Origin of the sequence: Pseudomonas sp. YH-1 (assembly GCF_051990045.1) — a bacterium.
GTDB classification, from domain to species: Bacteria; Pseudomonadota; Gammaproteobacteria; order Pseudomonadales; family Pseudomonadaceae; genus Pseudomonas; species Pseudomonas nicosulfuronedens.
In genome coordinates this window covers 5,429,749-5,454,534 of the sequence record NZ_CP178184.1, presented here as the reverse complement: position 1 = coordinate 5,454,534, position 24,786 = coordinate 5,429,749, and the positions used below count along the sequence as shown (strand labels likewise).

Annotated in this window: 24 protein-coding genes; 17 read left to right on the top strand and 7 right to left on the bottom strand. The window is 64.2% G+C overall.

Annotated features, from left to right (window positions below):
* Positions 1–5 precede the first annotated feature (5 nt).
* The 4 genes from ACKI1H_RS24885 (at position 6) to ACKI1H_RS24870 (ending at position 4,589) form a co-directional block, all read left to right on the top strand.
* On the top strand, positions 6–1,565 hold the full coding sequence (locus ACKI1H_RS24885; RefSeq protein ID WP_440468907.1) for an FGGY-family carbohydrate kinase: 1,560 nt from the start codon (positions 6–8) through the stop codon (positions 1,563–1,565).
* A gap of 79 nt (positions 1,566–1,644) precedes the next feature.
* Positions 1,645–2,565, top strand: a complete 921-nt coding sequence (gene yegS / locus ACKI1H_RS24880) for a lipid kinase YegS (protein WP_440466663.1) — start codon at positions 1,645–1,647, stop codon at positions 2,563–2,565.
* 113 nt (positions 2,566–2,678) lie between these two features.
* Positions 2,679–3,608 (top strand): chemotaxis protein CheV, encoded by a 930-nt coding sequence (locus ACKI1H_RS24875; RefSeq protein ID WP_138525988.1) that lies wholly within the window; start codon positions 2,679–2,681, stop codon positions 3,606–3,608.
* A 171-nt stretch (positions 3,609–3,779) separates the two neighbouring features.
* Positions 3,780–4,589 carry an MOSC domain-containing protein gene (locus ACKI1H_RS24870; RefSeq protein ID WP_138525989.1) on the top strand — a complete coding sequence of 270 codons (810 nt, stop codon included), beginning with the start codon at positions 3,780–3,782 and terminating at the stop codon, positions 4,587–4,589.
* 57 nt (positions 4,590–4,646) lie between these two features.
* On the opposite strand, the gene ACKI1H_RS24865 is transcribed toward ACKI1H_RS24870, so the two are convergent.
* Both ACKI1H_RS24865 and ACKI1H_RS24860 read right to left on the bottom strand, forming a co-directional pair.
* The gene (locus tag ACKI1H_RS24865) at positions 4,647–5,027 is read right to left on the bottom strand and encodes a lysozyme inhibitor LprI family protein (protein WP_138525990.1); all 381 of its coding nucleotides are present in this window, start codon (positions 5,025–5,027) and stop codon (positions 4,647–4,649) included.
* A gap of 60 nt (positions 5,028–5,087) precedes the next feature.
* Positions 5,088–7,013 carry a transglycosylase SLT domain-containing protein gene (locus tag ACKI1H_RS24860; protein ID WP_440466662.1) on the bottom strand — a complete coding sequence of 642 codons (1,926 nt, stop codon included), beginning with the start codon at positions 7,011–7,013 and terminating at the stop codon, positions 5,088–5,090.
* A gap of 207 nt (positions 7,014–7,220) precedes the next feature.
* On the opposite strand from ACKI1H_RS24860, the gene ACKI1H_RS24855 reads away from it, so the two are divergent.
* Positions 7,221–9,131, top strand: a complete 1,911-nt coding sequence (locus tag ACKI1H_RS24855) for an ATP-binding cassette domain-containing protein (protein WP_440466661.1) — start codon at positions 7,221–7,223, stop codon at positions 9,129–9,131.
* 62 nt (positions 9,132–9,193) lie between these two features.
* Entirely contained in the window at positions 9,194–9,880 is a 687-nt protein-coding gene (locus ACKI1H_RS24850; protein ID WP_440466660.1) for a DUF6901 family protein, read from the top strand.
* 43 nt (positions 9,881–9,923) lie between these two features.
* On the opposite strand, the gene ACKI1H_RS24845 is transcribed toward ACKI1H_RS24850, so the two are convergent.
* The gene (locus ACKI1H_RS24845) at positions 9,924–10,364 is read right to left on the bottom strand and encodes a universal stress protein (protein ID WP_024766849.1); all 441 of its coding nucleotides are present in this window, start codon (positions 10,362–10,364) and stop codon (positions 9,924–9,926) included.
* Between the two features lie 81 nt (positions 10,365–10,445).
* Here ACKI1H_RS24845 and ACKI1H_RS24840 point away from each other — a divergent pair, with 81 nt between their 5' ends.
* On the top strand, positions 10,446–10,880 hold the full coding sequence (locus ACKI1H_RS24840; protein ID WP_440466659.1) for a hypothetical protein: 435 nt from the start codon (positions 10,446–10,448) through the stop codon (positions 10,878–10,880).
* Positions 10,881–10,885: 5 nt separating this feature from the next.
* Here the strand turns inward: ACKI1H_RS24840 and ACKI1H_RS24835 are convergent, their stop codons facing one another.
* Positions 10,886–11,692: a hypothetical protein gene (locus ACKI1H_RS24835; protein WP_138525995.1), complete on the bottom strand. Its 807-nt coding sequence runs from the start codon at positions 11,690–11,692 to the stop codon at positions 10,886–10,888.
* A 474-nt stretch (positions 11,693–12,166) separates the two neighbouring features.
* Here ACKI1H_RS24835 and fadB point away from each other — a divergent pair, with 474 nt between their 5' ends.
* The 6 genes from fadB (at position 12,167) to ACKI1H_RS24805 (ending at position 19,542) form a co-directional block, all read left to right on the top strand.
* Positions 12,167–14,314 carry a fatty acid oxidation complex subunit alpha FadB gene (fadB, locus tag ACKI1H_RS24830; RefSeq protein WP_081519443.1) on the top strand — a complete coding sequence of 716 codons (2,148 nt, stop codon included), beginning with the start codon at positions 12,167–12,169 and terminating at the stop codon, positions 14,312–14,314.
* Between the two features lie 30 nt (positions 14,315–14,344).
* Positions 14,345–15,520: an acetyl-CoA C-acyltransferase FadA gene (fadA, locus tag ACKI1H_RS24825; RefSeq protein ID WP_081519444.1), complete on the top strand. Its 1,176-nt coding sequence runs from the start codon at positions 14,345–14,347 to the stop codon at positions 15,518–15,520.
* A 123-nt stretch (positions 15,521–15,643) separates the two neighbouring features.
* Positions 15,644–15,907, top strand: coding sequence for a DUF1653 domain-containing protein (locus ACKI1H_RS24820; RefSeq protein ID WP_045211689.1), 264 nt, complete (start codon positions 15,644–15,646; stop codon positions 15,905–15,907).
* A 92-nt stretch (positions 15,908–15,999) separates the two neighbouring features.
* Positions 16,000–18,606, top strand: coding sequence for a type I DNA topoisomerase (topA, locus tag ACKI1H_RS24815; protein ID WP_138525997.1), 2,607 nt, complete (start codon positions 16,000–16,002; stop codon positions 18,604–18,606).
* A 67-nt stretch (positions 18,607–18,673) separates the two neighbouring features.
* Positions 18,674–19,195, top strand: a complete 522-nt coding sequence (locus ACKI1H_RS24810) for a DUF6586 family protein (protein ID WP_138525998.1) — start codon at positions 18,674–18,676, stop codon at positions 19,193–19,195.
* 107 nt (positions 19,196–19,302) lie between these two features.
* Complete coding sequence (locus ACKI1H_RS24805; protein ID WP_138525999.1) at positions 19,303–19,542, top strand: hypothetical protein; 240 nt, start codon at positions 19,303–19,305, stop codon at positions 19,540–19,542.
* Between the two features lie 44 nt (positions 19,543–19,586).
* Here ACKI1H_RS24805 and sulA read toward each other — a convergent pair whose 3' ends face one another.
* Positions 19,587–20,060, bottom strand: a complete 474-nt coding sequence (sulA, locus tag ACKI1H_RS24800) for an SOS-induced cell division inhibitor SulA (protein WP_440466658.1) — start codon at positions 20,058–20,060, stop codon at positions 19,587–19,589.
* Between the two features lie 13 nt (positions 20,061–20,073).
* On the bottom strand, positions 20,074–20,688 hold the full coding sequence (gene lexA / locus ACKI1H_RS24795; RefSeq protein ID WP_138526001.1) for a transcriptional repressor LexA: 615 nt from the start codon (positions 20,686–20,688) through the stop codon (positions 20,074–20,076).
* Between the two features lie 251 nt (positions 20,689–20,939).
* Between lexA and ACKI1H_RS24790 the strand changes: the two genes are divergently transcribed.
* From ACKI1H_RS24790 to ACKI1H_RS24775, 4 genes are read left to right on the top strand one after another with little or no spacing between them, the layout of a single operon-like run.
* Positions 20,940–21,656, top strand: a complete 717-nt coding sequence (locus ACKI1H_RS24790; RefSeq protein WP_138526002.1) for a TetR/AcrR family transcriptional regulator — start codon at positions 20,940–20,942, stop codon at positions 21,654–21,656.
* Positions 21,657–21,712: 56 nt separating this feature from the next.
* Positions 21,713–22,237 carry a L,D-transpeptidase family protein gene (locus ACKI1H_RS24785; protein ID WP_440466657.1) on the top strand — a complete coding sequence of 175 codons (525 nt, stop codon included), beginning with the start codon at positions 21,713–21,715 and terminating at the stop codon, positions 22,235–22,237.
* A gap of 11 nt (positions 22,238–22,248) precedes the next feature.
* Positions 22,249–23,247, top strand: a complete 999-nt coding sequence (gene nagZ / locus ACKI1H_RS24780) for a beta-N-acetylhexosaminidase (protein WP_138526004.1) — start codon at positions 22,249–22,251, stop codon at positions 23,245–23,247.
* A 9-nt stretch (positions 23,248–23,256) separates the two neighbouring features.
* Complete coding sequence (locus ACKI1H_RS24775) at positions 23,257–23,994, top strand: S-methyl-5'-thioinosine phosphorylase (RefSeq protein WP_138526005.1); 738 nt, start codon at positions 23,257–23,259, stop codon at positions 23,992–23,994.
* Positions 23,995–24,127: 133 nt separating this feature from the next.
* Here the strand turns inward: ACKI1H_RS24775 and ACKI1H_RS24770 are convergent, their stop codons facing one another.
* Positions 24,128–24,781 (bottom strand): CsiV family protein, encoded by a 654-nt coding sequence (locus tag ACKI1H_RS24770; protein ID WP_138526006.1) that lies wholly within the window; start codon positions 24,779–24,781, stop codon positions 24,128–24,130.
* Positions 24,782–24,786: the final 5 nt, after the last annotated feature.

Genomic DNA, 24,786 nt, shown 5'->3' with positions numbered 1-24,786 from the left:
ACAGCATGGATAACAACAACTACCTGCTGGCCATCGACAATGGCACCCAGAGCGTGCGTGCGCTGCTCTTCGACCTCCAGGGCAATCTGGTGGGCAAGGGCAAGGTCGAGCTGGAGGCCTATTTCTCCTCGCAGCCCGGCTGGGCCGAGCAGCACCCGGACTACTACTGGGAGCAACTGGGCGAGGCCTGCAAGCGCCTGTGGGCCAGTGTGGACATCGACCGCAGCTGCATCCGTGGCGTCTCGCTGACCACCCAGCGCGGGACGGTGATCCATGTCGACGAGGCCGGCCAGGCTCTGCGCCCGGCGATCATCTGGCTGGACCAGCGCCGCGCCGAGCTGGGCGAGTCGATCAAGGGGCCTTGGGGATGGCTGTTCAAGCTGGTGGGCGCGCAGGGCGCGGTGGATTACTTCCGCACCCAGGCCGAAGTGAACTGGGTCGCCCAGCAGCAGCCGGACATCCACCAGCGCACGCACAAGCTGCTGCTGCTCTCGGGCTTTCTCACCCAGCGCCTGTGCGGCCGCTACGTGGACTCGGTGGCCTGCAGCGTGGCCTACCTGCCGTTCGACTACAAGAAGCTGCAATGGGCTGCGCCGCGCGATTGGAAATGGCAGGTGCTGGACGTGCGCCACGAACAGCTGCCCGAGCTGTTCAAGCCCGGCGAGAAACTGGGCGAGATCAGCGCCGAAGCCAGCCGGCTGACCGGGATTCCCGAGGGCCTGCCGCTGATCGCCGCCGGCGCCGACAAGGCCTGCGAAGTGCTCGGCGCGGGCGCCATCGATCCGACCGTGGCCTGCCTGTCCTACGGCACCACCGCGACCATCAACACCACCCGCTCGCGCTACCTGGAGACTATCCCGCTGATTCCGCCTTACCCGGCGGCGATTCCCGATCACTTCAATACCGAAGTGATGATCTACCGCGGCTTCTGGATGGTCAGCTGGTTCAAGCGCGAATTTGGCCTGCGCGAGATGCAGCGCGCGCAGGAGCTGGGTATCGAGCCGGAGAAACTGTTCGATGAACTGGTCAACAGTGTGCCCGCGGGCTCCATGGGCCTGATGCTGCAACCCTACTGGACGCCGGGCATCCGCGAGCCGGGGCTGGAGGCGAAGGGCTCGATCATCGGCTTTGGCGACGTGCACACCCGTGCGCATATCTATCGCGCCATCCTCGAAGGCCTGGCCTACGCGCTGCGCCAGGGCAAGGAGCGCATCGAGAAGCGCTCCGGCACCCGCATCCAGCGCCTGCGCGTGGCCGGCGGCGGTTCGCAGAGTGACGCGGCGATGCAGCTTACCGCCGACATCTTCGGCCTGCCGGCGGAACGCCCGCATGTCTACGAAGCTTCCGGCCTGGGTGCGGCTATCGATTGCGCGGTGGGACTGGGGCTTTATCCGGACTTCACCAGCGCCATCGCCGGCATGACCCGTGTCGGTGATGTCTTCCACCCGCGCCCCGAGGCGCAGCGCACCTACGAACGGCTGTACAGCGAGATCTACCAGCGCATGTACAAGCAGCTCAAGCCGCTGTACCAGAGCATCCGGGAGATCACCGGGTACCCGGCCTGACCGGCAAATCAAGTGGGAGGAATTTCCCTCGCGCTAGTCTGAGTCCATATCCAATGGACTCACCGGGAGGAAACCCACCATGACACAACCCAAGGCCCTGCTGATCCTGCACGGCAAGCAAGCTGCCAACGAAGAGGTCCGCGCCGCCGTACTGGCCACGCGTGAGGCGGGCCGGGCGCTGGATGTCAGGGTGACCTGGGAGGGCGGGGACGCCCGACGGCTGGTAGGGGAGGGGCTGGCGGCGGGCTACACGACGCTGATCGCCGGCGGCGGCGATGGCACCGTCCGTGATGTCGCCGAGGCGCTGGCCCAGGCCGGTGGCAAGGCCAGCCTGGCGATCCTGCCGCTGGGCACCGCCAACGACTTCGCCCGTGCCGCCGGCGTGCCCTTGGAGCCGGCCGCTGCGCTGGCCCTGCTGGAGGTGCCGGCGCGGCCCATCGACCTGGGCGAAGTGGACGGACAGATGTTCCTCAACATGGCTACCGGCGGCTTCGGCTCGAAGGTCACGGCCAACACTCCGGAAGACCTGAAGAAGCTGCTCGGCGGAGCGGCCTACCTGCTCACGGGGCTGACGCGCTTTTCCGAAGTGCATGCAGCGCAGGGGCGCTTCACTGGGCCGGATTTCGAATGGGAAGGCGAGTTCCTTGCCCTGGGTATCGGCAACGGCCGGCAGGCGGGCGGCGGCCATGTGCTCTGCCCGCAGGCGACGGCGGACGACGGGCTGCTGGACGTGAGCATCCTGCCGACCCCGCAGGACATGGTCGGTACGCTCGGCGCATTGCTTGGCAGCGGCTTCGGAACGCAGGATGTGTTCATCCGCGCGCGGGTGCCCTGGGTCGAGGTGGAGGCTCGCGAGGGGCTGGACGTCAACCTCGACGGCGAGCCGCTGGAAGGTCGCAAACTTCGCTTCGAAGTCCGCCCGGCGGCGCTCTCCATGCACTTGCCGGCGGATTCGCCGCTGCTTTCGTCCGTCGGGCGGCTCGGCGCACCAATGGGCTGAGCAGTCTGGCCCGGACCGGACAAGTCGTGCATGATGGCGCACGGCCAGTATCTTGTTCTGCAGGATTCGGCCGATAGTGTTCCCGCACGACTCATTCCGAATCTGGAGCAGGCATGGCCGGTATTCTCGACACTGTCGATCAACGCACCCAACTGGTAGGCGAGAACCGCCTGGAAATCCTGGTCTTCCGCCTGGCCGGGCGGCAGCAGTTCGCGATCAACGTGTTCAAGGTGCAGGAAGTGCTGCAACTGCCGCGCCTGACCCTGATCCCGCAGCGCCACCCGATGATTTGCGGGGTGATCAACCTTCGCGGCCAGACCCTGCCGGTGATCGACCTGTCTCGCGCCATCGGCATGCGCGCGCTGACCCCGGATGCCAACAGCACCATCATTGTCACCGAGTACAACCGCTCGGTGCAGGCCTTCCTGGTGGGCGGCGTGGAGCGCATCCTCAACCTCAACTGGGAGTCGATCCAGCCGCCGCCCGGTGGCGCCGGCCGCCAGCATTACCTGACCGCGATCACCAAGGTGGAGGACCGCCTGGTGGAGATCATCGACGTGGAGAAGGTGCTCGCCGAGATCGTGCCGATGAACACCCGCGTTTCCAGCGACCGCCTGGACGACAAGCTGCTCAGCCAGACCCGTGGCCGCGAAGTACTGGTGGTGGACGATTCCAGCGTTGCCATCTCCCAATTGCGTGACACCCTTGGTCAGCTCGGCCTGCGCCTGCACGTGGCCACCGATGGCTTGCGCGCGCTGCAGCAGCTCAAGCGCTGGGCAGACGAAGGCATCGACATGGAAGAGAAACTGCTGATGGTCTTCACCGATGCCGAGATGCCGGAGATGGACGGCTACCGGTTGACCACCGAGATCCGCAACGACCCGCGCCTGCGTGACCTCTACGTGGTGCTGCACACCTCGCTGTCGGGCAGTTTCAACGACGCCATGGTGAAGAAGGTCGGCTGCGACGACTTCCTCTCCAAGTTCCAGCCCGACCAACTGGTGGAAGTGGTGCGTCGTCGGTTGCAGAAGGTGCCGGCCTAGCTGCTTTCCGCAGGAGGGGGCGCCTGGTTCATACTCGCGAACCGCCTGATGCCTTTGCGTCCGGAGAAAAGCGTTCGCGAGCAAGCTCGCTCATGCAGAACCGCTGGCATTGCTAGACGCCCGTCCCACGCCGTATAAGGTCGCTTTCGCCTGCACGAAAGGAAGCCTCCGATGTACACGCTCAGCGAGCTCTACCGCTACCCGGTCAAGTCCACCGCCTACGAGCCCCTGCAGTCCATCCGCCTGGATGCGCTGGGCCTGGAAGGGGATCGACGCTGGATGGTGGTGGAGGCGTCCAATGGCCGCTTCCTGACCCAGCGCCTGTTGCCGCAGATGGGTCGCATCGAAGCGCGCTGGCAGGATGACTTCGCCGCCCTGCGCCTGCGCGCACCCGGCATGGATGAGCTGCTGGTGAAGGTGCCTGGCCGCGACGACAACCTGCGCGGCGTGCTGATCTGGCGCGACATGCTGCAGGTGCCGGACGCCGGCGATGAGGCCGCGCAGTGGCTGAGCCGCTTCCTCGGTCGTGATGTGCGTCTGGTGCAAATGCCGGAGCAGCGCGCGCGGCAGGTGGATACCGCCTACGCCGAACCCGGTGAGCACGTGCATTTCGCTGATGGCTTCCCGCTGCTGCTGATTGGCCAGGGTTCGCTGGACGATCTGTCGGCCAAGGTCGGTCGCCCGCTGGAGATGCTGCGCTTCCGCCCGAACCTGGTGGTCACCGGCGCGGAACCTTTCGCCGAAGATGGCTGGAAGCGCATCCGTATCGGCGAGGTCACCTTCAGGGTGGCCAAGCCCTGCTCGCGTTGCATCCTGACCACCATCGACCCGCACACCGGCGAGCGCGATGCCGCTCGCGAGCCACTGGCGACCCTGCTGGGCTATCGCAACGTCAATGGCGAAGCCCTGTTCGGCCAGAACCTGCTGGCGGAGAACCGCGGCGAGCTGAAGCTGGGCATGCCGGTGGAAGTGCTGGAATAACGCTGGAATGACGCTGAGGCGGCGCGCCCGGACGGGCGCGCCGGATGACGCGGGAACTTACAGCTTGCTGTCGACGCAACCGGTGCTCTGGCACTCGCGCTCGCGTTCGCGCAGCACCACCAGGCGCTCGTTGGTCTTGTCCACGGCGCATTGCAGGTTGACGAAGTAGCCGCCGTCGCGCTCGTAGCTGCACTGGGCGTCGCGGTCCTTGATCCAGGCAATCTGGCTTTTCTTCAGCGCAGCCTTCTGGCCATCGTTGAGCATCTTGCGCAGGGTGCCGAATTCATTGTTCAGCTCGCGGTCCACCTGGGCGTATTCGGTGCTCAGGCAGTACACGCTGTCGAAGGCGTTGCGCGGCTTCTCGCAGGCGGCGAGAGCCAGGTTCGCGCTGAGCAGGCCGGCGGTCAGGACGGTGAGGGAGAGGAGCGACTGGCGCATGGAATTTCCTTTTCCTTGAGGAGATGAAGACCGCCCGGCGGGTGCCGGGCGGTAAAGGGGTCAGAGTTCGTCGAAGAAGCGTTCGTGCCAGTCGACGATGGGCTGCGGCGCGTTGAGCTTCTGCCCGTAGATCACTGCGTAGGACAGCACGTTTTGCACGTAGGAGCGGGTCTCGTCGAACGGAATGGTCTCGACCCAGACATCGAAGGCCAGGTGACGCGCATCCTTCAGCCACTGCCGTACACGGCCGGGGCCGGCGTTGTAGGCGGCGGTGGCGAGCACGCGGTTGCCGTTGAACTGGCCGTGCACCTGGCTCAGGTACGCGGCGCCGAGCTGGATGTTCACGTCCGGCACGATCAGTTGCTGTGGCGAGGCCAGCGGGATACCGAATTTCTTCGAGGTTTCCTTGGCGGTGGCGGGCATCAGCTGCATCAGGCCGGCGGCACCGACGCCGGAGCGCGCATCGGACATGAAGGCGCTTTCCTGGCGGGTGATGGCGAATACCCAGCTGGAGTGCAGGCCGCGGTTGCGCGCCTCGCGCACCAGGGTGTTGCGGTAGGCCATGGGGAAGCGGATATCCAGGTCGTCCCAGTACTTGGCCTGGCTGATCGCACGGATGGCCGGGAAGTACCATTGCATGTCGTAGGCGATCTTCGCCTGGGCCAGCAACTCGTCGTGACTCAGGTGGCGGGCAGCGTGGTACCACTCGCGGCGGGCGTTGATGATCTCGCCACGGGCGTAGAACTCCAGGGCGCGGCGAGTGCTCGGCGCATTGCGCACGCGCTGCATCGTCGCCGCGTCCAGCGATACCGGGCGATTGTTCAGCTGGTAGGGGGCGTTGATCCGGTCGGCGGCGAGGAAACCATAGAAATCACGTTCGCCGGCCACCGGCTGGTACAGGCTGATGGCCTGCTTGTTCTGCGGCTGCGCCAGTTGCAGCGAGCGCGCCTGCCAGTATTTCCAGCGGTTGGTCTCAGCAAGCGACGGCGGTAGGGCGCGGGTCAGCTCGTAGGCTTCTTCCCAACGGCCCAGCCGCAGCAATAGGCGCAGGCGCCATTCGGTGACGGTGTCGTCGCGCAGTTGCGGGTCGTACTTGACCATCATCGGCAGCGCGCGTGGGTCGTAGCGGCGCGCCAGGCTCAAGCCGATCTCGCGGGCGATGGAGACTTTCTCGTCGCTGGAGAACGGCAGCACCGAGCTGTAGTAGTCGAGCAGGTTGATGGCCTTTTCCGGGTCCTGCTTGGCCAGGCGGCGCAGGCCCAGGCCGACTACGTCGGCGGTGGCGTGGTCGCGGGCGCCGAAGCGCGTGGTCTGGCTCAGTTGCGCAGGGTTCTGCGCCACATTGACCATCAGTGTGCCCTGGCTGCCGAGGGTCGGCAGGCGCTTGGAAAGAACGGTGGCGAGGCTGTAGTTGCCTTTTTCGGCAGCCAGCTTCAGGCGTTTCCAGACCTTCTCCTCGGTGAGCTGGCCATCGGCCTGCCACAGGGCGAAGGTGGTGTCGCAAGCGTCGGGTTGCGGCTTGCCCACCAGCCAGAGCTTCTCGGCGGTGGCGTAGCCTTCGGCCTTGTTGCCGTGGCCCAGCTGATACTGGCCGTAGAGGCAGTCCAGTTCGGTGAAGTTCATCTTCGGGTCGTAATAACGGACGAAGGTGTTCCAGTCACCGCGGTCGGCGAGCTGGCGCATCCAGCGCAGCTTCAGCCAGTTGATCTGCGGCAGGTCGCCATGCTGCTCGATGAAGCGCTCGATCTCGGCGTTGCTGGCGCTTTTCAAACGGTTGGTCAGTTCGTCGTAGGCCAGGTACGGCTGCAGCGGATAATCGGCCAATGCCGATTGGTAGCTGAAGTACGGGCCGCTGTCGCCGCGAGCAAGGGCCTTCTGCGCCTCGTCGTACATCTGGCGCTGCTGGGGCAGGGACGCTGCGTTGGCTGTCGAAGCGGACAGACTGAGGATGAGGCAGGAGAACAGTGAGAAAAGGCGACCGCGCATGGCTCTTCCGGGAAGGTGATCGGTGGGCGCTGGATGGCGCGCGCCCGCTGCCACGTAGCTTAGCCTGTTGCGCGCGGGGGGCGAAAGCGCCGCCAGGGCTGCCTGGCTCAAAGGCGGACGAATGTCTCGTCAGCGCACTTTATCCGCACCCCTCTGACTTTTCCCCGCTTTCCCTTAAACTGCGCGCCCTGTTTGTGGAGATACCCAATGACCCTGCTCAAGTTCACCGACGTGTCCCTTGCCTTTGGCACCACTCCGCTGCTGGATAAGGTGTCCTGGCAGATCGCCCGGGGTGAGCGGGTCTGCGTCATCGGCCGCAACGGCACCGGCAAGTCGAGCATGTTCAAGCTGGTCAAGGGCGAACAGAAGCCCGACGACGGCGACATCTGGCGTGCACCTTCGCTGAAGATCGGCGAGTTGCCGCAGGAACTGCCGCGAGCCGACGACCGTACCGTCTACGACGTGGTTGCCGAGGGCCTTGCCGAAGTCGGCGAGCTGCTCGCACGCTACCACCACCTGAGCATGCACATCGAAAGCGAAGAGGACCTGAACAAGCTGGCGCGCGTCCAGCAGGACCTCGAAGCCCGCGACGGCTGGCGCCTCGGTCAACTGGTGGATACCACCCTGAGCCGCCTGCAACTACCGGCCGACAAGACCCTCGCCGAGCTTTCCGGTGGCTGGCGTCGCCGCGTGCTGCTGGCCCAGGCGCTGGTGGCCGAGCCCGACCTGCTGCTGCTCGACGAACCAACCAACCACCTGGACATCGGCGCCATCGCCTGGCTGGAAAACGCCCTGGCGGACTTCCCCGGCGCCGTGCTGTTCATCACCCACGACCGCTCCTTCCTGCAGGCCGTGGCCACCCGCATCCTCGAGCTGGACCGCGGCCACCTGATCGACTGGAACGGCGACTACGCCAGCTTCCTCGTGCATAAAGAGCAGGAACTGGCGGCAGAAGAGGCGGCCAACGCACTGTTCGACAAGCGTCTGGCCCAGGAGGAAGTATGGATTCGCCAGGGCATCAAGGCCCGTCGTACCCGTAACGAGGGCCGCGTGCGTGCGCTGAAGGCGATGCGCAACGAGCGTGCCGAACGCCGCGAGCGCCAGGGCAAGGCCAGCTTCCAGATGGAGACGGCCGAGAAGTCCGGCAAGCAGGTGATCGTCGTCGAGAAAGCCGGCTTCGCCCATCCGGGCGGCCCCGCGTTGATCCGTGATTTCTCCCTGGTGCTGCAGCGCGGTGACCGCATCGGCCTGCTCGGCGCCAACGGCACCGGCAAGACGACGCTGCTCAAGCTGCTGTTGGGCGATCTGCAGCCGACTTCCGGCAGCGTCAAGGAAGGCACCCGACTGGAAGTGGCTTATTTCGACCAGCTGCGTCACCAGCTGGAGCCGGAAAAAACCGTCATTGACAACATTTCCGAAGGTCGCGAATTCATCACCATCAATGGGCAGAATCGCCACGTCCTCAGCTACCTGGGCGACTTCCTGTTCTCCCCGCAGCGCGCCCGTACCCCGGTGAAAGCGCTCTCCGGTGGTGAGCGGGCACGCCTGTTGCTGGCGAAGTTGTTCAGCAAGCCGGCCAACCTGCTGGTGCTGGACGAACCGACCAACGACCTCGACGTGGAAACCCTGGAACTACTGGAAGAGGTGCTGCTGACCTTCGACGGCACCGTACTGATGGTCAGCCACGACCGGGCCTTCCTCGACAACGTGGTGACCAGCACGCTGGTGTTCGAAGGCGAAGGGCGCGTGCGCGAATTCGTCGGCGGTTACCAGGACTGGCTGCGCCAGGGTGGGTCGCCGAAGCTGCTCGGCGTGGGTGAAGAAAAGGGCGACAAGCCCGCTGCCGCCCCCGCACCCGAGCAGCCGGCGGTTGTGAGTGCGCCGGCGGAAGCCGCGCCGAAGAAGAAGCTGAGCTACAAGCTGCAGCGCGAGCTGGAAGCCATTCCCGGGCAGATCGAAGCCCTGGAGGCGGAAATGACTGCATTGCAGGAGGAGACCGCGTCGCCGGACTTCTACCAGCGCCCGCAGGACGAAGCCCAGGCCGCCCTGGCGCGGCTCGGTACCCTGCAGGAAGAGCTGGACCGGCTGATCGAACGCTGGGCCGAACTGGAAGAGTGATCCGTTCGGTCCGGTGATGTGCCCGTGCGTATCGCTGATCAAAGACTGTTAGGGATGGCCGAATGGCAATCGAGTACCGCATCACCCTGGATGATGAGCACGAGTTCAGTTACCGCATCGAGCTGGAGCGCCAATACGACCCGCACCTGGCCGACCAGACGCCACGCTGGACGCGCCTGGAAAACAACCGGTGCAGCAACTGTCCGCTGAATCCGGCGCAGTACAGCCACTGCCCGGCGGCGGTGGATCTGCACCGGGTGATCGAGGATTTTCGTGGTTTGCCGGCCTTCAAGAAGGTCTCGGTGCAGGTGCGCACGCCGGAGCGCGAGTACATCAAGCACGCGGGGCTGGAAGAGGGGCTGCGCGCGCTGCTCGGCGTGATCATGGCCACCAGCGCCTGCCCGCTGCTGGGCAAGCTCAAGCCGATGGCGCAGCAGCACCTGCCGTTCGCCAGCAACCAGGAGTTCATCCTGCGCGCGGTGTCGCTTTACCTGATGCGACAGTACTTCAACTTCCGTGAAGGGCGGCATGCGGATTGGGAGCTGAAGGGGTTGGTGAAGCAATTCCAGCAGTTGCAGCTGGTGAACCAGGCGTTCTGGCAGCGGATTCACGAGACCTGCGACGGAGACTCGAACCTGAAGGCCTTCCTTAGCTTCTTCTCCATGGCGTCGAGCATGAGCTATTCGCTGGAGGCGCAGTTGCAGAAGGTGCGGCCGCTGCTGATGAGCGGGGATATGCTCGGCGCCTGAAACAAAACGGGCCCCGCAGGGCCCGCTCTCTACATGGGTTGGCTCAGCTGGTTTTCTGCAGGCGCACGGCGAGGACATCGCAGGGCGCACCGTGCAGCACGTCGTTGGCGGTGGAGCCCAGCAACAGGGCGAGACCGTGGCGGCCGTGGCTGCCGACGACGATCAGGTCACAGTCCTGCTCATCGGCGAGACGGTGGATTTCCTGGCGCGGCTGGCCATAGACCAGGTGGCACTGGGAACTGGTGATCTCGGCGTAGGTGAGGGTGAACTGGTGCAGGCGTTCCTTGGCCTGGTCGAACTGCTGTTGTTGCAGCATCGACAGGTCCATCGGTACGTCGCCGCCGAAGGCCATGGCCATGGGCTCGACCACATGCACCGCCGAGAGCCGGGCGTCATTGGCCTTGGCCAGGGCGACTGCCCGCTTCATCACCGGATCGCATTCTTCGGTGAGGTCGACGGCGACCAGAATGTGTTGGTAGGGCATGAGCGTCTCCTCCGGGGGACTCGTTATCAATCAGTATGGCCCCAATGGCCGTGCTTGACCTGTTTGACCGGTATAACCGATATGACCACATGGATGGTAATTCTTCTCATCGCATTGGTGCTCAGCCCACTGACGTGGCTGATCCCTTCGCGCGGCCAGCGTGGGCAGATGGACCTGCGTCTGCAGGCGCGGCGCCTGGGCCTGGCGATGCAGATGGCGCAGCAGGAGTGGCCGCACTGGCTGGAGCGGCAACCGCCGCGCCAGTGCGCGCAGTACCACCGCGCCCGTGGCAGGAACCGCGATGTCTGGTGCTACTGGCAAAGCGAGCCGGGCGTCTGGCTGGATCGCTGGCGCGAGGCAAGCGCCCCCGCCGAGCTGGCGCAGGCGCTGGCCAGCCTGCCGAAGGACGTCTACATGGTCGAGGCAACGCCCCAGTTCCTCGCGCTGTATTGGGGGGAGCGGGGCGATAGCAGCGACCTCGAACGGGTCGCCACCTTCCTTAAACAGCATGCCTGAGGCAATCAGCTCTGCTGCGCGGCATAAAGGCCGGAGACTTTCTCCAGGTCTTCGATGATGCGGTCGGAGTACTTGTTGATCAGGAAGGGCACGCTGTTCTGGTTGTAGTTCTGCAGCGATTTCTCGATGTAGCGCCACTTGATCGCCACGCCGCGTAGCTCCTGGCCAATCTCCGGCGTGGTCTGCGGCGCCTGTTGCAGCTTTACCAGGTTGATTGCGAAGCGGTTGGCCAGGTCATCCAGCGGGCGCTCCTCGCCGCCGCCGAAGAAGCTGGCGCCCACCGAAGCGTTGCGCGAGGCGTAGTCCACCGCGATGTCCTGCATCAACAGGCTCTGCTCGCGGGTCTGCTGGGTCAGCGGCGGCACCTTGCTGCCGCTTTCGTCCTGGATCTTCGTGTAGAGCTGCTCGGCGGTATCCAGCAGCTTGCGGTTCTGCGCGGCGAGGTCGGCCACCGGTTGCAGGTCGGTGTAGCCGCTCTTGTCCAGTGCACCGGTGAGGGTGTGCAGTTGGGCCGCATAGGCCTTCCATTCGTCCAGCAGCTCGGTCTTGAGCTTCTTCGATTCGTTGCCGGGCATTTCCCCAAGCTTGCCCAGCGCGTCGGTGGCGCTCTGCGACGAGGCCTCGACCATCCTGGCGTACTTCTGGTCGCCCTCCATTGCATTGAACATGAAGAAGTCGCCGAGGCTGCGCTGGGCGGCGAGGCGTGTCTGATGGACGTTGAGCAGGTCGCTGGCGGCGTCGGCGGCAGCGATGAGGGGCAGGGTGGTGAGCGCGAGCGCAGACAGCAGACGCACGAGCGGACGGCTGGGCATCGTTCCAACTCCTTGGAGCCATGGGCTTCTTGTTGTTTTGTATTCCACAGGTTCCAGGCGTCTGCCGGCGTTGGCAGCAGGCAGATCGCCATTGCGCCCGACTCTAGCGCGGGCCATGGGGTTTGAACAGTGGCTCTCGGGACGTCGGTGCCAGGTAGTAATTGTCACGATAGGCGTGGTGAATAGGGTGTCAGGGCTGCGCTGAATGCTCCGGCCCAGACGCCCCGGCCGCTTTGCGACTGTTACGTCTCGCCGATTGACAAGCATTGGCTTTTGCTAGAAGGTGGGCGCACCCAAATCAAACGGGCGTATGAATCGAGCGTTTGCCGTGTGCAACGACTTGGACAGAACGCCCCGGCTATCGCGTCGGCGGGTGTGCCGCAAGCTTTGGGACTATCCTCGGCGCTGCCGAGCGGTCCCGATACACGGTGTCCGACGTGTGATTTCAAGCTTCCCTAGCGTGGAGATCAGTTGATGATTTACCAAGGTAAAGCCATCACGGTTAAGGCTCTTGAGAGCGGCATCGTCGAACTGAATTTCGACCTCAAGGGCGAGTCCGTCAACAAGTTCAACCGACTCACCCTGAATGAACTGCGCCAAGCAGTCGATACCATCAAGGCCGATGCGTCCGTCAAGGGCGTGATCGTGACCAGCGGCAAGGGCGTGTTCATCGTCGGCGCCGACATCACCGAGTTCGTCGACAACTTCAAACTGCCTGACGAAGAGCTGCTGGCCGGCAACCTCGAAGCCAACAAGATCTTCAGCGACTTCGAAGACCTCAACGTTCCGACCGTAGCCGCGATCAACGGCATCGCCCTGGGCGGCGGTCTGGAAATGTGCCTGGCTGCCGACTTCCGTGTCATGAGCGCCACCGCCAAGGTCGGCCTGCCGGAAGTGAAGCTGGGCATCTACCCGGGCTTCGGCGGCACCGTTCGCCTGCCGCGCATCATCGGTTGCGACAACGCAGTCGAGTGGATTGCCTCGGGCAAGGAAAACCGTGCCGAAGACGCGCTGAAAGTCGGCGCCGTCGACGCCGTCGTGGCTCCGGAGCAACTGCAAGCTGCCGCCCTGGACCTGGTCAAGCGCGCCATCGCCGGCGAGCTGGATCACAAGGCTCGCCGTCAGCCGAAGCTGGAAAAGCTCAAGCTGAACGCCATCGAGCAGATGATGGCCTTCGAAACCGCCAAGGGCTTCGTTGCAGGCCAGGCTGGCCCGAACTACCCGGCTCCGGTCGAAGCGATCAAGTCGATCCAGAAAGCCGCCAACTTCGGTCGTGACAAGGCGCTGGAAATCGAAGCCCAGGGCTTCGTGAAACTGGCCAAGACCTCGGTTGCGCAGAGCCTGATCGGCCTGTTCCTGAACGACCAGGACCTGAAGAAGAAAGCCAAGCAGTACGACGAAATCGCCAAGGACGTGAAACTGGCCGCCGTATTGGGCGCCGGCATCATGGGTGGCGGCATCGCCTACCAGTCCGCTTCCAAGGGCACTCCGATCCTGATGAAGGATATCCGCGAAGAGGGTATCCAGATGGGTCTGAACGAGGCCTCGAAGCTGCTGGGCAAGCGCGTCGAAAAAGGCCGCATGACCCCGGCCAAGATGGCCGAGGCCCTGAACGCCATTCGCCCGACCATGTCCTACGGCGACTTCGGCAACGTCGACATCGTCGTCGAAGCCGTGGTCGAGAATCCGAAGGTCAAGCAGATCGTTCTGGCCGAAGTTGAAGGCGTCGTGAAGGAAGATGCGGTCCTCGCGTCCAACACCTCCACCATCTCCATCAACCTGCTGGCCAAGGCGCTCAAGCGTCCGGAAAACTTCGTCGGCATGCACTTCTTCAACCCGGTGCATATGATGCCGCTGGTCGAAGTCATCCGTGGCGAGAAGTCCAGCGACGTCGCCGTCGCCACCACCGTGGCCTACGCCAAGAAGATGGGCAAGAATCCCATCGTGGTGAATGACTGCCCCGGCTTCCTGGTCAACCGCGTGCTGTTCCCGTACTTCGGTGGCTTCTCCAAGCTGCTGGGCTTCGGTGTGGACTTCGTGCGCATCGACAAGATCATGGAGAAGTTCGGCTGGCCCATGGGCCCGGCCTACCTGTCCGACGTGGTCGGCATCGACACCGGCCACCACGGCCGCGACGTGATGGCTGAAGGCTTCCCGGACCGCATGGCCGTGGAAGGCAAGACTGCCGTCGACGTGATGTACGACGCCAACCGTCTGGGCCAGAAGAATGGCAAGGGCTTCTACGCCTACGAGACCGACAAGCGCGGCAAGCCGAAGAAAGTCACCGATCCGCAGGCTTATGAGCTGCTGAAGTCCATCGTCACCGAGCAGCGCGAGCTGACCGACGAGGACATCATCAACTTCATGATGATCCCGCTGTGCCTGGAAACCGTGCGCTGCCTGGAAGATGGCATCGTCGAGACCGCTGCCGAGGCCGACATGGGCCTGATCTACGGCATCGGCTTCCCTCCCTTCCGTGGCGGTGCCCTGCGTTACATCGACTCCATCGGTGTGGCCGAATTCGTCGCACTGGCCGACCAGTACGCCGACCTGGGTGCGCTGTACCACCCGACCGCGAAGCTGCGTGAAATGGCCAAGAATGGCCAGAAGTTCTTCGGTTGAGTGCGCAACGAATAGAGCGAGAGTGAATTTATGAGCCTGAATCCGAGAGACGCCGTCATTGTCGACTTCGGCCGCACCCCGATGGGCCGTTCGAAGGGTGGCATGCACCGCAACACCCGCGCGGAGAACATGTCCGCGCACCTGATCAGCAAACTGCTGGAGCGCAACCCGAAGATCGATCCGGCGGAAGTCGAGGACGTGATCTGGGGCTGCGTGAACCAGACCCTGGAGCAGGGCTGGAACATCGCACGCATGGCGTCGCTGATGACCCAGATACCGCACACCAGTGCCGGCCAGACCGTCAGCCGCCTGTGCGGCTCGTCCATGAGCGCCCTGCACACCGCCGTGCAGGCAATCCAGACCGGCAACGGTGACGTTTTCGTCATCGGTGGTGTGGAGCACATGGGCCACGTCGGCATGATGCACGGCGTTGATCCGAACCCGCACATGTCCCTGTATGCCGCCAAGGCGTCGGGCATGATGGGCCTGACCGCCGAAATGCTGGGCAAGATGCACGGCATCACCCGCGAGGCGCAGGACAAGTTCGGCGTGCGTTCGCACCAGCTGGCCTGGAAAGCGACCCAGGAAGGCAAGTTCAAAGACGAAATCATCCCGATGGAAGGCTACGACGAGAACGGCTTCCTGAAGGTCTTCGACTTCGACGAAACCATCCGTCCGGAAACCACCCTGGAAAGCCTGGCGGCCCTGAAGCCGGCCTTCAACCCGAAGGGCGGCACCGTGACCGCGGGTACTTCCTCGCAGATCACCGACGGCGCTTCCTGCATGATCGTCATGAGCGCCCAGCGCGCCCAGGACCTCGGCGTGCAGCCGATGGCCGTGGTTCGCGCCATGGCCGTGGCGGGCGTTGATCCGGCGATCATGGGTTACGGCCCGGTTCCGTCGACCAACAAGGCGCTCAAGCGCGCCGGCCTGACCATCAACGACATCGACTTCTTCGAGCTCAACGAAGCCTTCGCCGCACAGGCCCTGCCGGTGCTGAAGGACCTCAAGATCCTCGACAAGATGGAAGAGAAGGTCAACCTGCACGGCGGCGCCATCGCCCTGGGTCACCCGTTCGGCTGTTCCGGTGCGCGTATCTCCGGCACCCTGCTGAACGTGATGAAGCAGAACAGTGGCACCCTGGGCGTATCCACCATGTGCGTGGGTCTCGGTCAGGGCATCACCACCGTCTTCGAACGCGTCTAAGCTTTCGTCGATGGGAGAGCCGGGGCCTTGTGCCCCGGCTTTCGTTTTTGTCGGGTGGGGATTGCCCGGCGGCCGCGCAATCAGCACAATCGCCGCCTTTTGGCCGGCCGAGGGAGAACCGACATGCACTTGCAGCCCGGACTGTATCGACACTACAAGGGACAGCAGTACCGCGTGCTCGGCGTCGCCCGGCATTCGGAAACCGAGGAAGAGCTGGTGATCTACCAGGCGCTGTACGGCGAATTCGGCCTCTGGGTACGCCCGCTGAGCATGTTCACCGAGGCGGTGGAAGTGAATGGCGAGAACGTTCCGCGCTTCGCTCTGGTGAGCGCCGAAAACGATCCGCTGGGTCTCCAGACCGGCCCGTCCGGCGAAACCCAAGCTTGACCTTGGCGCGACCGCCACTATATATAGCGGTGCCGCTCCTAGCTCCTCCCTCCTTACAAATTCATCTTTTCGACGCAGGAATCTTCCGATCCATGGGTAAATCGCTGGTCATCGTGGAATCACCGGCCAAGGCCAAGACCATCAACAAGTACCTGGGCAACCAGTACGTGGTGAAGTCGAGCATCGGCCACATCCGCGACCTGCCCACCAGCGGCTCGTCCGCGTCGAAGGAGCCTGCGGCAAAAACGCGCAAGAGCGCTGCCGAGGCGCCGGCCCTGTCGCCGAAGGAGAAGGCCAAGCGCCAGCTCGTCACCCGCATGGGCGTCGATCCGGAGCACGGCTGGAAGGCCAAGTACGAGATCCTGCCCGGCAAGGAAAAGGTGATCGAGGAGCTGCGTCGCCTGGCCAAGGATGCCGACACCATCTATCTCGCAACCGACTTGGACCGCGAAGGGGAGGCCATTGCCTGGCACCTGCGCGAGGCCATCGGCGGCGACGACTCGCGCTACAAGCGCGTGGTCTTCAACGAAATCACCAAGAAGGCCATCCAGGAGGCCTTCTCTCAGCCCGGCGAGCTGGATATCAACCGCGTGAATGCCCAGCAGGCGCGACGCTTCCTCGATCGCGTGGTGGGCTACATGGTTTCCCCGCTGCTCTGGGCCAAGATCGCCCGCGGCCTGTCTGCCGGTCGTGTGCAGTCGGTGGCGGTTAAGCTGGTGGTCGAGCGTGAGCGCGAGATCCGCGCCTTTGTCCCGGAAGAGTACTGGGAAGTCCACGCCGACCTCGGCACGCCGAAGAACGACAAGGTCCGCTTCGAAGTCGTCCGCGAGAAGGGCGAAGCCTTCAAGCCGCTGAACGAAGCCCAGGCCACTGCTGCCCTGGAGAAGCTCAAGGCGTCCAGCTACAGCATCGCCAAGCGCGAGGACAAGCCGACTTCCAGCAAGCCCTCGGCACCATTCATCACCTCCACCCTGCAACAGGCCGCAAGCAACCGCCTGGGCTTCGGGGTGAAGAAGACCATGATGATGGCCCAGCGTCTCTACGAAGCCGGCTACATCACCTACATGCGTACCGACTCGACCAACCTGTCGGCCGACGCCATCGATATGGTGCGTGGCTTCATCGACAGCGAGTTCGGCAAGAAATACCTGCCGGCCAAGCCGAACTTCTACTCCAGCAAGGAAGGTGCCCAGGAAGCGCACGAAGCGATTCGTCCTTCCGACGTCAACCTGCGTCCGACCCAGCTGTCGGGCATGGAGCGTGATGCCGAGCGCCTGTACGACCTGATCTGGCGCCAGTTCGTGGCCTGCCAGATGCCGCCGGCCGAGTACCTGTCCACCACCGTCAGCGCAGCTGCCGGTGACTTCGAACTGCGCGCCAAGGGCCGCATCCTCAAGTTCGACGGCTACACCAAGGTGCTGCCGCAGCAGAGCAAGCCGGGCGAGGACGACGTCCTGCCGGAAATGAACCAGGGCGATGCGATGAAGCTGCTCAAGCTCGACCCGAGCCAGCACTTCACCAAGCCGCCGGCGCGCTTCTCCGAAGCCAGCCTGGTCAAAGAACTGGAAAAACGTGGCATCGGTCGCCCGTCCACCTACGCGGCGATCATCTCCACCATCCAGGAACGCGGCTACGTCACCACCCACAACCGCCGCTTCTACGCGGAGAAAATGGGCGACATCGTCACCGATCGTCTCAACGAGAGCTTCTCCAACCTGATGGACTACGGCTTCACCGCCGGCATGGAAGAGAACCTCGATGACGTGGCCCAGGGCGAGCGAGACTGGAAAAACGTGCTGGACGAGTTCTACGGCGACTTCCGCAAGAAGCTCGACCTGGCCGAGGCTGCCAACGACGGCATGCGCGCCAACCAGCCGACCCTGACCGACATCCCCTGCCGCGAGTGCGGCCGACCGATGATGATCCGTACCGCTTCCACCGGCGTGTTCCTCGGTTGCTCGGGCTACAGCCTGCCACCGAAAGAGCGCTGCAAGGCGACCGTGAACCTGATTCCGGGCGACGAGATCGCAGCCGATGACGAAGGCGAATCCGAATCCCGCGTGCTGCGTGGCAAGCACCGCTGCCCGATCTGCAGCACCGCGATGGATGCGTACCTGGTCGACGAAAAGCGCAAGCTGCACATCTGTGGCAACAACCCGGATTGCGCCGGCTACGAGATCGAAGAGGGTCAGTACCGCATCAAGGGCTACGAAGGCCCCAGCCTGGAATGCGACAAGTGCGGCAGCGAGATGCAGCTCAAGACCGGTCGCTTCGGCAAGTTCTTCGGCTGCACCAACCCGACCTGCAAGAACACCCGCAAGCTGCTGAAGAATGGTGAGCCTGCGCCGCCGAAGATGGACGCCATCCGCATGCCGGAACTCAAGTGCGAGAAGGTCGACGACATCTACGTGCTGCGTGACGGTGCTTCCGGCCTGTTCCTCGCCGCCAGCCAGTTCCCGAAGAACCGCGAGACCCGTGCTCCGCTGGTGGCCGAACTGCTGCCGCACAAGGAAGAGCTGGATCCGAAGTACCACTTCCTGCTTTCCGCTCCGGCGAAAGACCCGGATGGTCGTCCGGCAGTCATCCGCTTCAGCCGCAAGACCAAGGAGCAGTACGTGCAGTCCGAGGTCGACGGCAAGCCCACCGGCTGGCGCGCGTTCTTCGACGGCGGCAAGTGGAAGGTCGAAGACAAGCGCTGATGGAAGGCGCGCCCCGCTGAGGCGGGGCGTGCTTATACTGCCGAAGTCGACTGCAGAGGGCCCGGTCATGGCGAACGAACTCTATACCCGTACCAACCAGAAGCTGTTCTTCGCCGGCCTTGCCCTGGAAGCCTGGCGCAACGCCGAGTCCGCGCGCGCGATGAATGCCCAGGCGCGCATCCAGGCCGAGCGCGAAGCGGCGCTGTTCCATCTCTATGGGGCGGTGCTGGGCGTCGCCCATGAGATCGCCGGCTACTACCGCCTGCCCCAGGCTGGTGCTCCGCGCGTCGATATGCTGCTGAACGCCGAGGTGCTGGCTGCCGCTCCAAGTCCGGAGCTGGCGGAGATGGTTGAACTGGCGCAATCGCCGGAAGCCTGGCTGGGTCGCCTGCTGGCCGCCTACGCCGCGCTGTTCCAGCCGCCGACCGAGCCGAAGAAAGCCAAGGTCGATCCGACCCAGCCGCTGATCCAGGCGGTGAATGTCGACGACGAGGCGCCGGTCGAGCTGGGCAATGATGAGCTGGAGGCCTGGCGTAAAGCCCTGAAGGAGCTGGTGCTGCGCTTCCGCGCCTCGCTCACTGAGCTCTGATCCCTGCTTCACTGCGTGCCGGCCTTCCGGTCGGTCCGCGCAAGCTTTGGCTAGGGTGTAGCGGGTGTGGCTGTTACACTACGCGTTCTGCTGTGGAGAACGTCGCTATGCCAACCTCATTTCTGGAAATTGTCGAGCTGCCTGACGGGCGTATCGTATTGCGTCGTGCGGACGAGGAGGAGGCGCTGGTGACCCTGGAGTTCTCCGCCGATGCCAAGGGTTTCCTGCAGGGTCAGCACATCGAGATCGCCAAGGCGATGTTCAATGTCGGTGTACAGATGGCCGGTCGCCTCGCCGAAGGCAGCGACATGAGCATGGACGACGAAGGTCCGCGCGTCCTGCACTGAGTTCTGTCGCTTCGCCGCGTTCGCGGCGAAGTTTCTCGATCCGATCAACCCAGACGAATATTCAGGCTCTGCGCCTGGCCGGCAACGGCAGCGCGGGAGAGTTGCGCGCGCGCTTTCGCGCTGAGGTTCAGCCAGCTCACCACGGTATGGCTGTTGCCCAGGCGCAGTGCCTCGCAGGCCAGGGCCTGGGCGGCGGCCTGATCGCGGGCCGGCAGCAGCAGGATGCCCTGGCGGTTCAGACCGGCCTTGCGCAGCCAGTCCGGCGTCAGGCTGGACGGCGGTGCGATCAGGGTCAGCCAGCGCGAGTCGCTTTCCTCGCTCAGCTCGCGGAGCATTGGCGCCAGCAGCATCAGGCACTGGCTGGGGAGGCCACGCAGGGCTATCTCACTGAAGGCGCTTTCTTCGGCGATGGGCTCTTCTTCCATCAGCTCCGGGAGCAGGGGAGCAGTACCGCTTGCCCAGAATACTTCCTGGAACAGCGGGAGTTGCGGCAGGTTCTGCGGCTGCGGGTACTGCATGGGTATCTCCTGTTCAGCGACGGATCACGCCGACGCTCAAGCCTTCGATGACCAGTTCCTGTTCCTTGAGATCGACCTCGATGGGGGCGAACTCCGGGTTCTCGGCGAGCAGCCAGACCTTGCTGCCTTCGCGCTTGAAGCGCTTCACCGTTACCTCTTCACCCAGGCGCGCGACCACGATCTGGCCGTTGCGCGCCTCGCGGGTGACGTGCACGGCAAGCAGGTCGCCGTCCATGATGCCGACATCCTTCATGCTCTGGCCGCGTACACGCAGCAGGTAGTTGGCCGGTGGGTTGAAGAAGGTCGGGTTGATCCGGCAGGTGTCGTCGACGTTCTGCTCGGCGAGGATCGGCGCGCCGGCGGCGACGCGGCCAATGATCGGCAGTTCGTCGTCATTGGCGGCGGCCTTGGGCTCGAAGCCGGGGATGCGAATGCCGCGGGAGGCGCCCGGGGTCATTTCGATGGCGCCTTTGCGGGCGAGGGCCTTCAAATGTTCCTCGGCGGCGTTAGGTGACTTGAAGCCGAGTTCCTGGGCGATTTCCGCGCGGGTGGGCGGGTAGCCGTTGGCTTCCAGGCAGCGTTTGATGAAGGCGAGGATCTCGGCTTGGCGCGGCGTGAGCTTCAGCATGTCCATACTCTGGCTTTTTATACAGTGACTGGAATTATATACAGTGATGGCGGGCTGGCAATGCTTTTATTGGGGATGGCTGTCGGTGGTACGTTCGTGCATGTAACCTTTGGGGCTTGGCAAGCGTCTTGCTGTACATAAGGTGTCTCGTCGCATTGCCATGATATTGGTAACAATCCATCGCACTTTGCTTGACAATACAAGACGCTGAAACGTATGTTTCAAACAAGTGTTTGTCAGGCGGAGTAGCCATGGCCCAGTCGGAAACCGTCGAACGCATCCTGGATGCTGCGGAACAGCTGTTCGCGGAGAAAGGCTTCGCCGAAACCTCCTTGCGTCTGATCACCAGCAAGGCGGGGGTGAATCTCGCGGCGGTGAACTATCACTTCGGCTCGAAGAAGGCGCTGATACAGGCGGTCTTCTCGCGCTTCCTCGGCCCGTTCTGCGCCAGCCTCGAAAAGGAGCTGGATCGCCGCCAGGCCAAACCTGATGCGCCGCGCGCGACCCTGGAAGAGCTGCTCGAGCTGCTCGTGGTTCAGGCCATGGCGGTGAAGCCGCGTAGCGGCAATGATCTGTCGATCTTCATGCGGCTGCTGGGCCTGGCGTTCAGCCAGAGCCAGGGGCACCTGCGCAAGTACCTCGAAGAGGTCTACGGCAAGGTGTTCCGCCGCTACATGCTGCTGGTGCACGAGTCCGCGCCGCGACTGCCGCCGCTGGAGTTGTTCTGGCGCGTGCACTTCATGCTGGGTACCGCGGTGTTCAGCATGTCCGGCATCAAAGCGCTGCGTGCCATGGCCGAGAACGATTTTGGCGTGAACACTTCCATCGAGCAGGTGATGCGCCTGATGGTGCCGTTCCTCGCCGCCGGCATGCGTGCCGACAGTGGTGTCAGCGATCCATCGCTGGCGGGCGCGCAACTCAAGCCGCGTACCAAATCGAGCGCCTCCCAGGCGCCTGCCAAAGTCTGATCCGAGCCCGGCTTCGCGCTGGGCTGCGTCGGTTCGATCGGCTACAGTAGCCGGCCATGGCTGATCTCGATCTTCTCCATATCTCCCTTGCTGACCAGATGCTCTACGGCTTTGCCGCAGGGCGTCTTGTCCTGCGTGTTCCGGTATCCAGCGCCGTCAACGGTGCGGGGGAGCGAAACGGCTCCGGGTGCACGCCACGAGGCTTGCACCAGATCCGTGCACGCATCGGCGATGGCTTGCCCAGGGGTGCAGTACTGAAGGGGCGACGCTGGACCGGTGAGACCTGGACGGCTGAGCTTCACGAGGCCTTTCCCGGCCGTGACTGGATTCTCTCGCGCATCCTCTGGCTCAGCGGCAGCGAACCGGGGCGCAACCGGATGGGCGAGGTCGATACCTTTCGCCGCTACATCTATCTGCACGGCACACCGGACTGCGAACCCATGGGTACGCCGCTGTCCCACGGTTGTATCCGCCTGCGCAATGACGACCTGCTGGAACTCTTTCCGCGGGTGCCCCTCCATTGCCGGGTTCGAATCGAAGAGACTGCCTGTCCCGATTGGCAGGCAGCACAACTGAATTGAAAGGAATGCACATGCAAGGCTCCCTGATGCTCGACATCGGCGGCACCTGGCTCACCGCCGAGGACCGCCAGATCCTGCGCCACCCGGAAGTCGGTGGCCTGATCATCTTTGCCCGCAACATCGAATCGCCGCGCCAGGTGCGCGAGCTGATGGAAGCTATTCGCGCCGTACGTCCCGACCTGCTGCTGGCGGTGGACCAGGAGGGTGGTCGCGTGCAGCGCCTGCGCCAGGGCTTCCTGCGTCTGCCGGCGATGCGCGCCATTGCCGATAATCCCAATGCCGAACGACTGGCCGAGCAGTGCGGCTGGCTGATGGCAACCGAAGTGCTGGCGGTGGGGCTCGACCTGAGCTTCGCCCCGGTGCTGGACCTGGATCACCAGCGCAGCGCCGTGGTCGGCAGTCGCGCTTTCGAAGGCAATCCGGAGCGTGCTGTTGCTTTGGCTGGTGCATTCATCCGCGGTATGCGCGCCGCAGGCATGGCTTCCACCGGCAAGCATTTCCCCGGTCACGGCTGGGCGGAGGTGGATTCCCACGTGGGGATTCCCGAGGACGAGCGCACACTGGAACAGATCCGCGCTGTAGACCTGGTCCCATTCCAGCGCCTTTCCGGCGAACTGGATGCGCTGATGCCGGCCCACGTGATCTATCCGCAGGTCGACCCGAATCCGGCCGGCTTCTCTCGCCGCTGGTTGCAGGACATCCTGCGCGGTGAGCTGGGCTTCGACGGCGTGATTTTCAGTGATGACCTGTCCATGGCTGGCGCCCATGTCGTCGGCGATGCTGCCAATCGCATCGAGGCCGCGCTGAGCGCTGGCTGCGATATGGGCCTGGTGTGCAACGACCGCGCCTCCGCCGAGCTGGCCCTGAGCGCCCTGCAGCGCCTCGAGGTCACTGCACCGCCGCGTCTGCAGCGCATGCGCGCCAAGGCCTGGCCGGGTATCGAATACAAGCAGCTGCCACGCTGGCAACAGGCCGTCGGCGAGCTGCGTGCCGCACAACTGATTGATTAAGGATTTGCCATGACTGTCTACGCCATCATTGGCGGCACTGGCCTGACCCAGCTGGAAGGTTTGAGCCTGAAGGACGCCATCGAGCTGGATACGCCCTATGGCGCGCCGTCGGCGGCCATCCAGCGCGGTGAGTTCGCCGGCCGCGAGGTGCTTTTCCTTGCCCGCCACGGTCATCCGCATCGTTTCCCGCCGCATCAGGTGAACTACCGCGCCAACCTCTGGGCGCTGAAACAGGCCGGTGCCGAGGCCATTCTGGCGGTGAACGCGGTGGGTGGCATCCATGCCGCCATGGGTAGCGGCCATCTCTGTGTGCCTCACCAGATCGTCGATTACACCTGGGGCCGCGAGCACACCTATTTCGCCGGTGACATCGAGCATGTCACTCACATCGACTTCAGCCATCCCTATGACGAGGCGCTGCGGCTCAAGCTGATCGCCGCCCTGCAGGCGCTGGGCTATGCGTACAGCAGCCATGGCGTGTATGCCGCGACCCAGGGTCCGCGCCTGGAAACCGTGGCGGAAGTTGCCAAGCTGGAGCGCGACGGCTGCGACATCATCGGCATGACCGGCATGCCCGAAGCCGCGCTGGCCCGTGAGCTGGACCTGCCTTACGCCTGTCTGTCGCTGGTGGTGAACCCGGCGGCTGGCAAGTCCAGCGGCATCATCACCATGGCCGAGATCGAGCAGGCGCTGCACGAAGGCATCGGCAAGGTGCGCGAGGTGCTGGGGCGCGTGCTGGTGAGTTGAGTCATTATTGTAGGAGCGAGGGGCGCCTAGTTCTTGCTCGCGAAGCGGCAAGACACGGTCCCAGGTGGTTCGCGAGCAAGCTCGCTCCTACAGAGAGCAAAAGAAAAAGCCCGGCGAATGCCGGGCTTTTTCGTTATTGCGCCGGCGGCGGTGCGTCGAAACCGCCGTCTGCCGGGGCGGCCGGAGCCTGTTGTTGCTGCGGTGCGTCCGGCCCGGTTGGTGCCTCGTCCTCCATGCCTGGCGGCGGGGCGGAGGCAGGCTTGGCGTTGAGCGGGGTCACCTTGATCAGCATGCCCAGGCTCGGGTGGTCGAGGTAGGTCAATACGCTGTTCTTCAGGCTGGCTTCCTGGACCATGTGCTGGCTGGCGGCGAGCAGGCCGTCCTGGCCGAACTGGTTGATCCAGAAGTCGGTCTGGGTGTTCACGAAGCGCTGCTGGCTCAGGGTGACGGTACCTTCCACCGGGAAGTGGCCGTCACGCTGGGCGCCTTCGCTCAGGGAAATCTTTACCGGATTGGCATCGATCTCCTGGCGCCAGGCCTTGTGCATCAGGACCTGGAAACCTTCGTTCTGCTTGAGCTTGGCGACCTGGGCATCCATCGCGGTTGGGCGCGAGCTGTCAGGACCCGGTGGTTGCGCGCCCTTGGCCCAGTCGTCGGGCGCGGGGCGGCTGGCGAACACAGCGTCGCCGGACTGCTGGAAGAGAATCAGCTCCACCTGGTAAGGCTCGGCGAAGGCGGCTGGCGAGAGAAGCGCCAGCGACAGCAGCAAGGGTTGGAACAGGCGCATGCACA

Bases quoted from the DNA above. Each gene is read 5' to 3' on its own strand.
- ACKI1H_RS24820 (WP_045211689.1), top strand. From the start codon at position 15,644: ATGCACTTGCAGCCCGGACTGTATCGACACTACAAGGGACAGCAGTAC.
- ACKI1H_RS24805 (WP_138525999.1), top strand. From the start codon at position 19,303: ATGCCAACCTCATTTCTGGAAATTGTCGAGCTGCCTGACGGGCGTATC.
- ACKI1H_RS24840 (WP_440466659.1), top strand. From the start codon at position 10,446: ATGACCACATGGATGGTAATTCTTCTCATCGCATTGGTGCTCAGCCCA.
- yegS (WP_440466663.1), top strand. From the start codon at position 1,645: ATGACACAACCCAAGGCCCTGCTGATCCTGCACGGCAAGCAAGCTGCC.
- ACKI1H_RS24835 (WP_138525995.1), bottom strand. From the start codon at position 11,692: ATGCCCAGCCGTCCGCTCGTGCGTCTGCTGTCTGCGCTCGCGCTCACC.
- ACKI1H_RS24845 (WP_024766849.1), bottom strand. From the start codon at position 10,364: ATGCCCTACCAACACATTCTGGTCGCCGTCGACCTCACCGAAGAATGC.
- ACKI1H_RS24785 (WP_440466657.1), top strand. From the start codon at position 21,713: ATGGCTGATCTCGATCTTCTCCATATCTCCCTTGCTGACCAGATGCTC.
- topA (WP_138525997.1), top strand. From the start codon at position 16,000: ATGGGTAAATCGCTGGTCATCGTGGAATCACCGGCCAAGGCCAAGACC.
- ACKI1H_RS24875 (WP_138525988.1), top strand. From the start codon at position 2,679: ATGGCCGGTATTCTCGACACTGTCGATCAACGCACCCAACTGGTAGGC.
- sulA (WP_440466658.1), bottom strand. From the start codon at position 20,060: ATGCAGTACCCGCAGCCGCAGAACCTGCCGCAACTCCCGCTGTTCCAG.
- ACKI1H_RS24790 (WP_138526002.1), top strand. From the start codon at position 20,940: ATGGCCCAGTCGGAAACCGTCGAACGCATCCTGGATGCTGCGGAACAG.
- ACKI1H_RS24885 (WP_440468907.1), top strand. From the start codon at position 6: ATGGATAACAACAACTACCTGCTGGCCATCGACAATGGCACCCAGAGC.
- ACKI1H_RS24810 (WP_138525998.1), top strand. From the start codon at position 18,674: ATGGCGAACGAACTCTATACCCGTACCAACCAGAAGCTGTTCTTCGCC.
- fadA (WP_081519444.1), top strand. From the start codon at position 14,345: ATGAGCCTGAATCCGAGAGACGCCGTCATTGTCGACTTCGGCCGCACC.
- ACKI1H_RS24860 (WP_440466662.1), bottom strand. From the start codon at position 7,013: ATGCGCGGTCGCCTTTTCTCACTGTTCTCCTGCCTCATCCTCAGTCTG.
- lexA (WP_138526001.1), bottom strand. From the start codon at position 20,688: ATGCTGAAGCTCACGCCGCGCCAAGCCGAGATCCTCGCCTTCATCAAA.
- ACKI1H_RS24775 (WP_138526005.1), top strand. From the start codon at position 23,257: ATGACTGTCTACGCCATCATTGGCGGCACTGGCCTGACCCAGCTGGAA.
- nagZ (WP_138526004.1), top strand. From the start codon at position 22,249: ATGCAAGGCTCCCTGATGCTCGACATCGGCGGCACCTGGCTCACCGCC.
- ACKI1H_RS24865 (WP_138525990.1), bottom strand. From the start codon at position 5,027: ATGCGCCAGTCGCTCCTCTCCCTCACCGTCCTGACCGCCGGCCTGCTC.
- fadB (WP_081519443.1), top strand. From the start codon at position 12,167: ATGATTTACCAAGGTAAAGCCATCACGGTTAAGGCTCTTGAGAGCGGC.
- ACKI1H_RS24850 (WP_440466660.1), top strand. From the start codon at position 9,194: ATGGCAATCGAGTACCGCATCACCCTGGATGATGAGCACGAGTTCAGT.
- ACKI1H_RS24855 (WP_440466661.1), top strand. From the start codon at position 7,221: ATGACCCTGCTCAAGTTCACCGACGTGTCCCTTGCCTTTGGCACCACT.
- ACKI1H_RS24770 (WP_138526006.1), bottom strand. From the start codon at position 24,781: ATGCGCCTGTTCCAACCCTTGCTGCTGTCGCTGGCGCTTCTCTCGCCA.
- ACKI1H_RS24870 (WP_138525989.1), top strand. From the start codon at position 3,780: ATGTACACGCTCAGCGAGCTCTACCGCTACCCGGTCAAGTCCACCGCC.